Annotated in this window: 14 protein-coding genes; 3 read left to right on the top strand and 11 right to left on the bottom strand. The window is 63.0% G+C overall.

What is annotated here, in order from left to right; all coding sequences use genetic code 11:
• Positions 1–44 precede the first annotated feature (44 nt).
• The 9 genes from L6639_RS23255 to L6639_RS23215 form a co-directional block, all read right to left on the bottom strand.
• Complete coding sequence (locus L6639_RS23255; protein WP_237863964.1) at positions 45–1,196, bottom strand: ABC transporter substrate-binding protein; 1,152 nt, start codon at positions 1,194–1,196, stop codon at positions 45–47.
• Positions 1,197–1,285: 89 nt separating this feature from the next.
• On the bottom strand, positions 1,286–1,705 hold the full coding sequence (locus tag L6639_RS23250) for an acyl-CoA thioesterase (protein ID WP_237863963.1): 420 nt from the start codon (positions 1,703–1,705) through the stop codon (positions 1,286–1,288).
• Between the two features lie 12 nt (positions 1,706–1,717).
• Positions 1,718–2,479, bottom strand: a complete 762-nt coding sequence (locus L6639_RS23245; protein WP_237863962.1) for an SDR family NAD(P)-dependent oxidoreductase — start codon at positions 2,477–2,479, stop codon at positions 1,718–1,720.
• A 24-nt stretch (positions 2,480–2,503) separates the two neighbouring features.
• Positions 2,504–4,387, bottom strand: coding sequence for a feruloyl-CoA synthase (locus tag L6639_RS23240; RefSeq protein ID WP_237863961.1), 1,884 nt, complete (start codon positions 4,385–4,387; stop codon positions 2,504–2,506).
• Positions 4,384–5,193 (bottom strand): crotonase/enoyl-CoA hydratase family protein, encoded by an 810-nt coding sequence (locus L6639_RS23235; protein WP_237863960.1) that lies wholly within the window; start codon positions 5,191–5,193, stop codon positions 4,384–4,386. The genes L6639_RS23240 and L6639_RS23235 overlap by 4 nt, the downstream gene beginning before the upstream one ends.
• Positions 5,194–5,452: 259 nt before the next feature.
• Positions 5,453–5,914, bottom strand: coding sequence for a DUF3237 domain-containing protein (locus L6639_RS23230; protein ID WP_237863959.1), 462 nt, complete (start codon positions 5,912–5,914; stop codon positions 5,453–5,455).
• 12 nt (positions 5,915–5,926) lie between these two features.
• Positions 5,927–7,246 (bottom strand): TRAP transporter large permease, encoded by a 1,320-nt coding sequence (locus L6639_RS23225; protein WP_237863958.1) that lies wholly within the window; start codon positions 7,244–7,246, stop codon positions 5,927–5,929.
• A gap of 2 nt (positions 7,247–7,248) precedes the next feature.
• Positions 7,249–7,758 (bottom strand): TRAP transporter small permease, encoded by a 510-nt coding sequence (locus L6639_RS23220; RefSeq protein ID WP_007605289.1) that lies wholly within the window; start codon positions 7,756–7,758, stop codon positions 7,249–7,251.
• A 74-nt stretch (positions 7,759–7,832) separates the two neighbouring features.
• Positions 7,833–8,849, bottom strand: a complete 1,017-nt coding sequence (locus tag L6639_RS23215) for a TRAP transporter substrate-binding protein (RefSeq protein ID WP_237863957.1) — start codon at positions 8,847–8,849, stop codon at positions 7,833–7,835.
• Positions 8,850–9,100: 251 nt separating this feature from the next.
• Here L6639_RS23215 and pobA point away from each other — a divergent pair, with 251 nt between their 5' ends.
• On the top strand, positions 9,101–10,270 hold the full coding sequence (gene pobA / locus L6639_RS23210; RefSeq protein WP_237863956.1) for a 4-hydroxybenzoate 3-monooxygenase: 1,170 nt from the start codon (positions 9,101–9,103) through the stop codon (positions 10,268–10,270).
• 172 nt (positions 10,271–10,442) lie between these two features.
• The gene (locus L6639_RS23205; protein ID WP_237863955.1) at positions 10,443–10,862 is read left to right on the top strand and encodes a PaaI family thioesterase; all 420 of its coding nucleotides are present in this window, start codon (positions 10,443–10,445) and stop codon (positions 10,860–10,862) included.
• 2 nt (positions 10,863–10,864) lie between these two features.
• On the opposite strand, the gene L6639_RS23200 is transcribed toward L6639_RS23205, so the two are convergent.
• A complete protein-coding gene (locus tag L6639_RS23200; RefSeq protein WP_237863954.1) occupies positions 10,865–11,749 on the bottom strand; it encodes a LysR family transcriptional regulator in 885 nt (294 codons plus the stop codon).
• Between the two features lie 124 nt (positions 11,750–11,873).
• Between L6639_RS23200 and L6639_RS23195 the strand changes: the two genes are divergently transcribed.
• A complete protein-coding gene (locus tag L6639_RS23195; protein ID WP_237863953.1) occupies positions 11,874–12,503 on the top strand; it encodes a pyridoxamine 5'-phosphate oxidase family protein in 630 nt (209 codons plus the stop codon).
• Here the strand turns inward: L6639_RS23195 and L6639_RS23190 are convergent.
• Positions 12,500–13,585, bottom strand: a complete 1,086-nt coding sequence (locus L6639_RS23190) for an AbrB family transcriptional regulator (protein ID WP_237863952.1) — start codon at positions 13,583–13,585, stop codon at positions 12,500–12,502. The genes L6639_RS23195 and L6639_RS23190 overlap by 4 nt on opposite strands.
• Positions 13,586–13,587: the final 2 nt, after the last annotated feature.

Raw genomic sequence — 13,587 nt, 5'->3', positions numbered from 1 at the left:
GGCCTGATGGGCCGGCTCTCGTCATTTTGGAAACCGTAGCCGCCTTACCTCACCAGCGCGTACTTGCCATTCTTCACCGTCAGCAAGATGCGCGAGCGCTCGTCGAGGCCATAGCGATCCTTTTCGGTGAAGTTGTAGACGCCCTGGCTCGCGGCCAGCTCCTTCTCGGACAACAGGGCCTGGCGGATCGCTTCGCGGAATTCCGGCGTGCCGGGTTTTGCGGTCTTCAGCGCCGTCGGGATGATGCGCTTGAGGATCTCGAAGGCATCGTAGGAATGACCGGCGAACTGGCTGCGGCTGTTCGGGCCGTACTTGGCTTCATAGGCCGAGTTCAGCGCGAGGCCCGGCTTCTTGGTGGCGGCTTCGTCCGGCTGGTCCTCGGGGTCCATGACCGGGCCCGACGCCATCAGCACGCCTTCGGCCGCCTTGCCGGCGATGCGGATGAAGTCCATGCTGGCTGCGCCGTGGGTCTGGTAGATCAGGCCCTGATAGCCGCGCTCGCGCAGTTCGGTCTGTGGCAGTGCGGCCGCGGTGCCGGAGGCGCCAACCAGGATCGCATCGGGATTGGCGGCCACGAGCTTCAGCACCTGGCCAGTCACCGAGGTATCCGGACGGGCGAAGCGCTCCTCGTCGACGATGGTCATGCCCATCGGCACGGCCTGCGCCTTCAGGTCGTTGAACCAGAGGTCGCCATAGGAGTCGGAATAGCCGATATAGCCGAGGGTCTTGATGCCCTTCGACTTCATGTGCTCGTACAGCACCTTGCCGACGATCGGGATCGGCTGCGGCATCGCCACCGACCACTTCATGCGTTCGGGCGTGATCGGGAAGGGGGCCAGACCAAAGTGCGGAATGCCGGCTTCATTGGCGACGTTGGAGACCGCGATCGTCGGCGGCGTCAGCGCCGAGCCCATGATGATGTCGGCCTTGGATTCCGTCACAAAGCGGCGGGCATTGGTGGTCGCGGTGGTGGGATCGCCGCCGTCGTCGAGCACGATCACTTTCAGCGGAACGCCAGCGATTTCCTTCGGCACGAATTCCAGCGCGTTGCGCTCGGGGATTCCGAGGGCGGCGCCCGGGCCGGTCGTGGTGGTGGTGATGCCGATGGTGATTTCGGCGGTCTGAGCGAGCGCGGGCAAGGCCGGCAACGCCAGCGTTGCAGCCGCGATGGCGGCAGTCAGGTAAAAGCGTTTCATCAATTCCTCCCTTGACGTTTTTCTTTGAAAGCAGAAATCGGGGATGAATTCAGCCCCGTCTTTTGGCGATGCGGCGATTTAGCTCCGGATTATCTCCCTGTGAATTTGGCTACCATTTCCGGAGGGAATGGTGCCGATTTCAGTTTGTCGGGGTTAACGGGGTCGCGGCCGACCAGAACGCGCGTCTCAAAACCTTCGATGGCGAGCGCCTCGCCCTTGTAGACGTTGTGCTTCACCTCGAAGCTCGAGCGCTTGATGCTCTCGATCTTCGTTTCGATGGTGATCCAGTCGCCATAGGTCGAGGGGATGTAGAACTTGGACCGCGTATCGACCATGGGGATACCCACCAGGCCGTATTTGCGGACCAGGTCCTGCTTGGAGAAGCCGGCGACCTCGAACAGGGTCGACGTCGAATCGTCGAACATCGCGAAATAGCGCGGATAGTAGACGATGTTAGCGGGGTCGCAGTCGCCCCACTGGATCTGAACGTCACGCCGGTTCACGAACATGCGTTGAGCGCCTTATTTCGGCGCCATGCGCAGCGAGCCGTCGAGGCGCACCACTTCGCCGTTGAGGTAGGAGTTCTCGACCATGTGCAGCGCGAGCGCAGCGAACTCGTCGGCGTTGCCGAGGCGGCGCGGGAACGGGATCGCGGCAGCGAGCGAGTCCTGCGCTTCCTGCGGCAGATTGGCGAGCAGAGGCGTCAGGAACAGGCCGGGCGCAATCGTCAGCACGCGGACGCCGAACTGGGCGAGTTCGCGCGCGATCGGCAAGGTCATGCCGACGATGCCGCCCTTCGAGGCTGAGTAGGCCGACTGGCCGATCTGGCCGTCATAGGCGGCGACAGAGGCCGTGTTGATGATGACGCCGCGCTCGCCGCTCGCCTGCGGCTCGAGCTTGGACATCTCGGTCGCGGCAAGGCGCAGCATGTTGAAGGTGCCGATCAAATTGACCTTGATCACCTTGTCGAAATCGGCGAGCGCCATCGGGCCGTCGCGGCCGACGACACGCTTGGCAACGCCGATGCCGGCGCAATTGACCAGCACGCGGGCCGGGCCGTGGGCCTTGGTAGCCTGTGCGATCGCAGCTTCAGCAGAGGCCGCGTCGGAGACGTCGCAGGTGACAGCGACGCCCTTGATCTCGGCGGCAACGGTTTCCGCGAGCTTGGCATTGAGATCGAACACCGCGACCTTGGCGCCCTGCGCGGCCAGTTTTCGTGCGGTGGCAGCGCCCAGTCCCGATGCGCCGCCGGTGACGATGGCTGCCTGATCCTTCAACAACATGGCGTTCTCCTTCGATGAGCTTCTTTAGCCGACCGATATCACACGGTCGGACGGATTGGCAGCGTAGAGCTCTTCGATCAACGCGGTGCGCTGCTCGAGCACGGCGCGCTGGTTGATCGAGCCCTTGTCTGTGACTTCGCCCTTGTCGATCGAGAGCGGGGTGTCCATCAGGATCGCGCGCGTGACCCGTGTCGAGGAGCCGGTGGCCTGGCCGAGGAAGCGCGTCAGCCGCTCGCGAAAAGCCTCCCGTACCAGGCGGTCGCGCGCAGTGACGGTGAGATCGTCAGCCGGCAGCGTCGGGTTGACAAGGCGGCAGCCGTCGAGGTCGAGGACGACGAGGGCGGAGATCTCGTCGCGGTTGATGCCGGCGATGACGACGTCGCGCACCAGCGGCGCGCAGGCCGCGGTGAGGCGCGCACGCAAAGGCCCGACGCTGACCCAGGTGCCGCTCGCGAGCTTGAAATCCTCGCTGACGCGGCCGTCGAAATCGAAGCCGGCGTTGAGATCGTCAGGGTCGGACGGCTTCAGCGCATCGCCCATCTTGTAAAATCCTTCCTCGTCGAAGGATTTTGCGGTGATGTCGGGCTGGCGCCAGTAGCCGGGCATCACGTTCGGTCCCTTGGCGCGCACTTCCATCTTGCCGTTGTTGGGCACGAGCTTGGCGTCATTGCCCGAGACCGGGAGGCCGACATGGCCGGAGCGGCTGGTGCGCGGATTGACCGACATGAAGAACGGCGCCGTCTCGGTCGCGCCAAGGCCCGTGAGCATCGGCACGCGGTAGCCTTTTTCCTTCACCGCGAGCTCGTCGAGACTGTTCCAGACGAACGGCGACAGGGCGGCGCCGGAGAAGAACATCGCATGTAGCCGGTCGAAGAATTTCGCGCGCAGGCCCTGGTCGTCGCGCAAGTACGGCAGCAGCGATTCATAGCCCTTGGGCACGTTGAAATAGACCGTCGGCGAAATCTCCTGGAGATTGCGCACGGTCTCCTCGATGCCGCCGGGCACCGGCTTGCCGGCATCGAGATACATAGAGCCGCCATTATACAGCGTCAGCCCGATATTGTGGTTGCCGCCAAAGGTGTGATTCCAGGGCAGCCAGTCGATAATGACGGGCGGCTCATCCTTGAGGAAGGCAAGCGTCTCGCGCAACATCACCTGGTTGGCGCAGATCATGCGCTGGGTGTTGATGACGGCCTTGGGATTGCCTGTTGAGCCCGAGGTCAGCAGGAATTTTGCGATCGTGTCGGCACCGATCTTCTCATGGACCTCGTCAAGATCGCTACGGATCGGCGTCGCCATGAGGTCGGCGAGCAGGGTGACGTCGCGACCCGGCACATGGCCATAGGACGCGGCGATCTCGGTGCCGAGCGAAACATTGGCGGCGAGCGCATCCGCGAACTTGTCGGCATCCTCAGCGAAAACGAGGCCGGGCGTCAGCAGCTTCATCAGATAGGACAGCTTGCCGTAATCCTTCGACACCAGCGAATAGGCCGGCGACACCGGGCAGAACGGAATGCCGGCATAGAAGGCACCGAAGGCGAGCAAGGCGTGGTCGATCGAATTGCCGGAGAGGATGACGACCGGCCGCTCCGCCGACAAGCCGCGCTGGATCAGGCCTGAAGCGATATGTTGGCTCGCGATGAGCAGCTCGGCATAGGTGATCTTTCGCCAGCCGCGGCCGCCTTCGCGCTCGGCCATGAAGATGCGGTCCGGCGTCGTCGTCGCCCAATGATGCAGACGATCGGTGATGCGGACGGGATAGTCGCCGAGCGGTTGCTTCGGCCGCAGATAGATCGTGCCATCGGCGCGACGCTCGACGTCGACGACGGGGTCTCCGAACGAGATCGGCCGCAGCGGAGAATGGCTCACGCCGCGCTCTGTGCTGGAAGAGGACGGCTGTGCGCTCATGACTTCGGCTTTACCTTGGCGGTCTTGTGCTCGAGGAATTCACGGATCCTGCGTTTTGCTTCCTTGTCGCTCTGCGCAACGGTGGCCATCAACGATTCCATCAGAAGGCCCGTCTGCGGATTGGCTTCCGCGATCATCGGCAGCGCCTGGAGCACGGCGAAATTCGTCAGCGGCGCGTTGGACGCGATCTTGGTCGCAAGCTCCAACGCCTTGGAAAGCCCGTTGCCAGCCTCGGTGACATATTGCGCAAAGCCGTAGGACGCGCCCTCGGTCGCGCTATAGACGCGCCCGGTCAGCATCATGTCCATCATCCTGGCAACGCCGATCAGCCGCGGCAGACGCACTGAGCCGCCACCGCCAACGAAGATGCCGCGTTGCCCCTCGGGCAGGGCGAAATAGGTCGAGGGTTCGGCGACACGGATGTGCGCCGCGCAGGCAAGCTCCAGCCCGCCGCCGATCACGGCGCCCTTCAGCGCGGCGATGACGGGGACGCGGCTATACTGGATACGATCGAACACCCGGTGCCACATTTGGGAATGGAGAAGGCCGCCGGTGGCGTCGTGGTCCTGAAGTTCGGAGAGGTCGAGGCCGCTGGAAAAATGATCGCCGATGCCGTGAATGACCACCGCGCCGATATCCTCGGGCAGGGACGCAAAGCATTCGCCGATTTCGAGGATGATGCCGTCATTGAGCGCATTGCGCTTGGCCGGCCGGTTCAGACCCACGGTCAGAACCCGGTCCACCCTCCCGATTTGAAGCAGCCCGGAGGCGCCCGCGCCAGCGGTCTCGGCGTTTCCCTGTGTCATTTGCGTCCTTGTCAGAATAGTTATGTTGTATAACGAATTTGGGAGGAGTCAAGGCGGAGGCGCCTTCGTCGTTCCGGAAACCGCTGGTCAGGAGGGCAAAATCCGTCCTCAAATTCGGTGTCGTCCCTGCGAAAGCAGGGACCCAGAGCCCTAGGGAGTGATTTGGCGAAGACTCGCGGTCCGGCACTCAGACCGTACAAAATCGACAGATCGCGCGGTATGGTCCCTGCTTTGGCAGGGACGACAGCGAACTGTGTGCTCACACCACCTGATGCACGTCGATTACCACGCGATCTGCGTGCCGCGCTGCTGAGCCAACAAAGATGTGCTCCATCAGCCAGCGATAGTCTTGGTGCCCGGTCTCGAACTTCGGCACCGTGCGGAAATAGATCAGCTTGGGATCGACCGGCTCGCCGCGTTTGAGCTTTTGCAGCAGCTCGACCGGGCCAAAGCGCATGCCCTTGTTCTCGACATAGACGGTGGCGCCGTCGTCGGTCTCAAAGGCGTATTTGGCCTCGAGATCGATCAGCTCGTTGGGTCGGATGGTCTGGAAGTCGGCGCCAAAGGGAAGCACCTTGCCTGATATCGCGCCCTTCACCTCGCCGCCGATGATCGGGATGATGCGGCGGACGCCGATGCCGGTCTCGCCGACGGTGATGACGTCACCGATTTTAGCGGTGATGGTGAAGACGTATCTTGTCTCGAGCGTCGGTGTGATCATCACTTCGCCTCGCTAGTGCGCCATCATCCGCATCGGTAGCCATGTCGCCAGCAGCGGGAAGGCGATCAGGATCACGAGGCGTACGAGATCCGTTGCCACGAACGGGATCACGCCCTTGAAGATAGTGGAGAAGGAGACATCCTTCACCACGCTTTTGATGACAAAGACGTTCATGCCGACGGGCGGATGGATCAGGCCGAGCTCGACGGTCATGACGATGATGACACCGAACCAGATCGGGTCGAAGCCGAGATGCGTGACGACGGGGAAGATGATCGGCACGGTCAGGATGATCATTGCCATGGCGTCCATCAGGCAGCCGAGCACGAGATACATCACCATGATCAGCGCCAGCACGCCGTAGGGGCCAAGGCCAAGGCCAGTGAGGAATTCGGTCACCTTCTGCGGGGTCTGCGTCACGGTCAGGAAGTAGCCGAAGATCAGTGCGCCGATCAGCACGGTGAAGACAGCGGCCGCGGTGCGCGTCGCCTGGAGCAGCGATGCCAGGATCTTCTCGCGATCGAGCCGGCCCGTAACGACGCCGATGATGAACGCGCCGGTCGCGCCGACGCCGCCCGCCTCGGTCGGGGTGAAACGCGGCAGGAAGGGCAGGCCGTAGAGGCCGCCAATCACGAATACGAACAGCAGCACAGGCGCCCAGATGTCTTTCAGTCCGGCGAAACGCTCGCGCCAGGGCAGCACCTTGCCCTTGGGCAGGAAGTCGGGGCGGAAATAGCCGATCAGAAAGATCGTGATCATGTACATGGTCATCGCCAAGAGGCCCGGGATAATACCGGCGATGAAGAGCTTGCCAATGTCCTGCTCGGTGATGATGCCGTAGACGGCGAGCACGGTGGAGGGCGGCAGCATCGCACCCAGTGTGCCGCCGGCCGCGATCACGCCGGTGGCAAAGGATTGCGGATAGCCGAAGCGGCGCATCTCTGGGTATGCGACGGCGGAGAAGGTCGCTGCAGTCGCAACCGACGAACCGCAGATCGCGGCAAAGCCGCCGCAGGCGCCGACGGTCGCGATGCCGAGCCCGCCGCGCAAATGTCCGACAAAACCGTTGGCGGCGCGGAACAACTCCCGGCTCATGCCGGAATTGCTGACGAACGAACCCATCAGCAGGAACATCGGGATGACGCCGAACGTGTAGTCGGTGACCGTGCGCATCGAGGTCTGGCCGACCAGTTTCAGCGCCGGCGTTGCGCCGACCAGATAGGAGAAGCCGGAGACGCCGACGAGACCCATGGCCATGCCGACGGGCACGCGCAGCAGCATCAGGGCGAACAAAGAGATGAAGCCGATTACGGCGACGGCATCTGTGCTCATGACTATTCCGTCGCCTTCAGCTTGGGGTCGTGCATCTCTTCAGGATGGAAGATCAGTCGGTACGTGCGGATCGCGATCAGCAGAACGGCCGAGACATCTCCGATCCAGGCGATCGCGAAGAACGGCCAGGTCGGCATGTGCATGTCGAACGTCTGAACGTTGTCGTTGTAGGTGCCGCGCACCTTGTCGAACAACGTCCAGGTCTGCACCGTGACCACGAACAGCAACACCAGCGTCGCGAACACGTCGATCCAGCGCTGGTAGCGCGGCCCGACATTGCCCCAGACGAGGTCGACCGTGATGTGCGTGCCGCGATAGGAGGTTGCCGCGATGCCCCAGAAGATCAGGATGCCGAGCAGCATGCGACCGATGTCGAAACTGTCGGGGATCGAATAGTTCAGCGTGTTGCGCAGCAGCACCGATAGAAAGATGTCGAGCGCGACGATGCCGACGAACGCGGCGGCGATCCATTCGATCGAATCGATCACGCGGTCCATCCAGGAGCGCTTCATGGGTGAAGGGTCCTCAAGTTTGCAGGAAAACGGCGGCGGAACAATTCCCGCCGCCGCCTCTGTTTCGATGGGAACTATTCTGCCAGCGCGTTGTACTTCTTCAGCGAGGCCTTCAGCTCGCTAAGCGCCGCGTCGGGATCGATGCCGGCCTTCTTGGCGCCCTCACTCCAGGTCTTGACCAGCGGCTCGGCGGCCTTCTTCCAGGCGGCGGTCTGGTCCGGAGTCAGCTTGTAGACCTCGTGACCTTCTTCCGCCTTCACCTTGTCGATGCCGCCGTCCTCGAATTTGCCCCAGTACTCGCCGACCACGCCGGCCATCTCGGTCGAGCAGTTTTTGTCGATCGCGGCCTTCTGCTTGTCGGACATCGCATTGTACTTGTCCTTGTTGATCACGAACACGAAGGTCGTGGTGTAGAGCGGCGCGTCCATGTCGTACTTGGTTACCTTGTCGATGCCGAACAGCACCAGCGAGCCCCAGGGGAAGGTCACCGCGTCGGCGACCCCGCGCTCGATGATGTCGCGCACTTCGGGGGCGGAGGACTGCACATTGGTGCCACCAAGCGCAGTGACGAAGTTCGCCATGGTGGCGTGCGCAGGGCGGATCTTCATGCCCTTCACGTCCTCAGGCATCACGATCTTCTTGGTGCGGGAGTGGAAGGACGACGGCGAATGGACGAAGGCGAGGCAATATTTGACGTCCTTCATCTCCTTCTCGGCATATTTGCGGTACCAGGCGTCCAGACCTTCCGAACCACCCTTTGCGTCCGAGATCAGGAACGGCAATTCGCCGGCGCCGATGATCGGGAAGCGGCCGGGCTGGTAGCCGGGATTGACGTAAGTGACGTCGGCAATGCCGTCGCGCGCCATGTCGTAATGATCGAACGCCTTGCCGAGCTGCTGAGCCGGGAACACCTTGCCGGTGATGGTGCCGCCGGAATCCTTGTTCACTGCGGCCACCCAGTCCTCGAGAGACTTTTGCAGCGGATGCGACGCCGGCACCCAGTGCGAGACCTTCAGGTCAACAGTTTTGTCCTGCGCGAACGCAGGCGTCACGCTTGCTGCCAGCAGCAAAGCCAGACAGGCCTTCCTCATCTCGTGTCTCTCCCTTTTTGTGACGGCGGGCTTCGATGGCCCGGTCTCGTTAGTTAACATGTTATCTAATTGGCCGGCACGTTCAAGCCGGAACTGCTGCGTCATCTACGTCAGCGATGTTGCATGGATTTGTCGCCGCCCGGGCGACCAGCCTCCCCTTTTGCCCAACCGTTATATGTTATAATTATCCTGCGCGGATCATTGCGACAAGCGACCGCGACGAAAGCCTACAGGATCGGGAGTAGCAAGTATTGCGGACAAAAGTCGCAATCATCGGGGCCGGGCCGGCGGGATTGTTGCTTGGGCAACTGCTGCACCGTCACGGCATCGACAACGTCATTCTCGAGCGGCAGAGCCCGGATTACGTGCTTGGGCGCATTCGCGCGGGCCTTCTCGAGGAGGGTACTGTCGCACTGCTGGACCAGGTCGGTGCCGGCGCACGAGCGCATGCGGAAGGCCTGTTGCATGAAGGCATCGAGCTCGCCTTCGCCGGCCGTCGTCACCGCATCGACATGAAGGCCGCCACCGGCAAGACAGTGATGATCTACGGCCAGACCGAGGTTACGCTCGACCTCATGAATACGCGCAAGGCCGCCGGTCTCACCACCGTCTATGAGGCCAAGGATGTGCAGCCGCAGGATTTCGACGGCAGTCACCCGCGCGTAACCTGGGTCAAGGACGGCGTCACCCACACGCTCGATTGCGATTTCATTGCCGGTTGCGACGGCTTCCACGGCGTCAGCCGCGCCAGCGTGCCGGCTTCGGCGATCGAGGAGTTTGAGCGGATCTATCCGTTCGGCTGGCTCGGTATCCTCTCCGAGACGCCGCCGGTCAGCCACGAGCTGATCTATTCCAACCATGCCCGCGGCTTTGCGCTCTGCACCATGCGCTCGATGAAGCGCAGCCGGCATTACGTGCAGTGCTCGCTCGACGACGATGTCGATCGGTGGCCGGACGATCGCTTCTGGGACGAGCTGAAGCGCCGGCTCGACCAGGAGGCGGCCGACAGTCTCATCACCGGCCCCTCGATCGAGAAGAGCATTGCGCCCTTGCGCAGCTTCGTCGCCGAGCCGATGCGTTTCGGCAAGATGTTCCTGTGCGGCGACGCCGCCCACATCGTGCCGCCGACCGGCGCCAAGGGGTTGAACCTTGCCGCAAGCGATGCGCATTATCTGTCGGGCGCGCTCCGCGAGTTTTACGACGAGAAATCGAACGCCGGCATCGATGCCTATTCCGCCAAGGCGTTGGCGCGCGTCTGGAAGGCGGTGCGCTTCTCCTGGTGGATGACTTCGATGCTGCACAAATTCCCTGACAATGGCAGCATTGGCGCGCGCATCCAGGTCGCCGAGCTCGACTACGTCACGCAGTCGCAGGCCGCGATGACGTCGTTGTCTGAGAATTATGTGGGGCTGCCGTTCTAGGGAGGTGCCGTAGGTTGGGTTAGCGCAGCGTAACCCACCCTACGGGTCCGTCATTGCGTCACCGCGCGTTTCAAACACCCGCGCAATTCCCGTTTAAAACTTTGTAATTGATGCGTCCGTCATGTCCATCGCGTTCAATGCCGGCAAACATTGCAACGGACGTGAGACACGCATGACCAGCATCGACATCCCAGCAGGCTTCGAACCGCATCTGCGCAGCGGTCCGCTCACGGAGCCCTGGAAGCCGATCTACGCAAAGAAGACCGAGAATGCTTTCATCCTCGGTCTACGGCTGGCCCGGCCGCACACCAACGGTCGTGGCATGATCCACGGGGGCCTCATCGCAGCACTTGCGGATAATGCGATGGGCTACAGCTGCGCGCAGGCGACGGGCTGGACCACCTCGTTCGTGACGGTCACGCTCACGGTTGATTTCGTCGGCCAAGCGGGGATCGGCCAGTGGCTTTCCATCGAGAGCGACGTGATCAAGACAGGCAAGACGATCTGCTTCGCACAGTGCTTGGCGAAGGCCGATGACGCCGTGATCGCGCGGGCCAGTGGCACGTTCCGCGTGGTGCCCAAGAAAAGCTGAGCCTAGCCAAACCTCCACTGCGTCGTCTCCACCACGAGATCGATGAAGGCACGCACCTTGGCGGAGAGCAGGCGCGAGGTCGGGTAGACGATGTGGATCGGCAGCGCCGGCTGCTCGTATTTTGCCAGCAGGATTTTCAGCCGTCCGCGCTTCAGGCCCTCGGCGGCCTGATAGGCCAGCACGCGCGTGATACCGCCGCCGGCCTCGGCATATTGCAAGGCAGCGTCGGCGCTGTTGCTGGTAAAGCGCGGTGATGGCGTTACCTCGATGTCGTGTCCGTCCTGCGTGAAGCGCCACGCCGTTGCGGGGCCGAACAGAATGGTCTGGTGCTCGGCCAGCGCCTCCGGCGTCCTCGGCTCGCCATGACGCTTGAGATAGCCCGGCGTTGCCACCGTAATCCGTCGCATCTCGCCGACCTGGCGCGCGACCAGCGAGGAATCGGCGAGATGACCGATCCGCACCGCGGCATCGACGGCGTCTTCCACGAGGTTGACGAGGTTGTCTGAGAGCCTGAGTTCGCAGGCCACCTCGGGATAGCGCTTGAGATAGTCGGTCATGACAGGCCCGACATGGAGCCGGCCGAAGCCGACCGGGGCCGAGACCACCAGGCGCCCGCTCGGCCGGTTGCGCTCCTCCTGCGCCGAGCCGTCGGCTTCCTCGACGTCAGCAAGAATCCGCCGGGCGCGCTCCAAATAGCGTGTGCCAACGTCAGTCAATCGCACCTGCCGGGTGGTCCGTTGCAGAAGTCGCGCGCCCAGATGCTCCTCCAGCGCCGCGATCAGCCGCGTCACCGCCGAGGGCGACAGCCGCAGCTTACGCGCCGCCGGCGCGAAGCCGCGCAGATCAGCGACGGTGACGAAGACATGCATGGCCTCGAGGCGGTCCATGAGCATTATTGCATATATCGCAACGATGAAGTGTCAAGTGAACTGATTGTTTTGAGCACCGGAAGATCCATTTTATCGTTCGAAAAGACGCAGACATGCGCCGGAATTTTCAGGAGATGTTCCGATGACCGCAGTTCTCACCTATGCCAGCGACGTCGCCTTCACACCCGCGGTGAAGGCGATCCAGGCGCGCAAGGGCTCGCGCGAGGCCTATGGGCGTGTCGAGCAGCGCGGCTGGCGCACCGAGGTCGACGAGAACCTCGAAGCCTTCCTCAGTGAGGCCAACAGCTTCTATTTCGCCACGGCTTCGGCGGACGGACAGCCCTACATCCAGCATCGCGGCGGCCCGAAGGGATTTCTGAATGTGCTGGACAAGCAGACCCTCGCCTTCACTGACTATGCCGGCAATCAGCAATATCTGACTCAGGGAAATCTCTCCGAGAACCCCAAGGCCTACATTTTCGTGATGGACTATGCTCATCGGCGCCGGGTGAAGATCTGGGGCGAGGCGCGCGTTGTCGAGGATGACAATGCGCTGACGGAGGCGCTGATGCCGAAGGGCTATCGCGCCCGGCCCGAGCAGGTCATCCTGTTCAAGATCACGGCCTGGGACACCAACTGCCCGCAGCACATTCCGCAAAAGTTCGATGCTCCGGATGTGGCGGCGGCGCTAGCCGCAAGAGATCAGCGGATTGCGGAGCTCGAGGCGCAAATTGCCGCGCTGAAGGGACAAGCGGCCGCAGAGGGCGGCTAGTCGTCCACGTCGTCCTGCGTGCGGCCGAACAGGTGCACGATGCCGGGCGTCGCAATCGTCACGAACACGAAGCGCGACAGATGGTGGGCGCCGACGAAGATCGGATCGATGTGTAGTGTCAGCGCCAGTGCCAGCATCGCGTCCATCGCGCCAGGCGCGAAGGCAACGACGACGTCCGAGAACTTCACCTGCGTGGTGAGCGCGACGATGCCGACGAAGACGGCGGAGACGGCGATGGCTACGGCAAACGAGCCGAGCGCGGCATTGATGTGGCCGGCCAGCGTCTTGATCCGCATCCGGGCAAAGCGGCTGCCGATCAGGGCGCCGATGCCGACCAGCGACACGCCGCGCACCCAATTCGGCAGGCCGCCGTCGACCCAGCCGGCGCCGTGTAGAACGCTGGAGGCGATCATTGCCCCGAACATCCAGCTCGCCGGAAACTTGATCAGCCGCAGGATGAGCGACGCTGCCAGCGAGGCGGCAACCAGCTCCAGAAGATCGAGCGGCGAGGCGATCGTGGTCGTCAGAGACGGCGAGACGGATGGCGCGACGCCTGCGATCGCCAGCACCATCGGCAGCGCCGCGGTCAGGATGATCACGCGCATGGTCTGGACCACCGCGATTCCCGGCAAATCGGCGCCGCGCTCAACCGCCAGGATGGTGATCTGCGAGAGCGCGCCGGGGCTGCCGGCCAGGAAGGCCGAGGTTCGGTCCCAGCCATGGACGCGCTGGAGGTAATAGCTGGAGCCGAAGGTCGAGCAGAAGGTGGCGAGTGCCAACAGCCCGATGGTCAGCGGATAGGCGCTGACCTGCTGTATTAGGTGGCGCGATACGACCGAGCCTAGCGAAATTCCGAGCAGCACCAGCACGGTCTGGGTCAGGAGCGGTGGTACCGAGAGCTGACGTCCGGCAATCGCGGCGATCCCGACCGCGATCATCGATCCCGAGATCAACCCGCCTGGAAGTCCCGCGACCAGGAAGACCAGGCCGCCGGCGGCGCCGATGATGAGCGTCTCCGCGGTGCCTAAAACCTTGGCACGGCTCGGCCATTCGAACGGAAGGGAGGCGGTGATTTGCTTCACGC

This window comes from Bradyrhizobium zhengyangense (assembly GCF_022012555.1).
GTDB lineage: Bacteria > Pseudomonadota > Alphaproteobacteria > Rhizobiales > Xanthobacteraceae > Bradyrhizobium > Bradyrhizobium zhengyangense.
The sequence above is the reverse complement of the archived record's forward strand: the minus strand, read 5'-3'. Positions and strand labels throughout refer to the sequence as shown.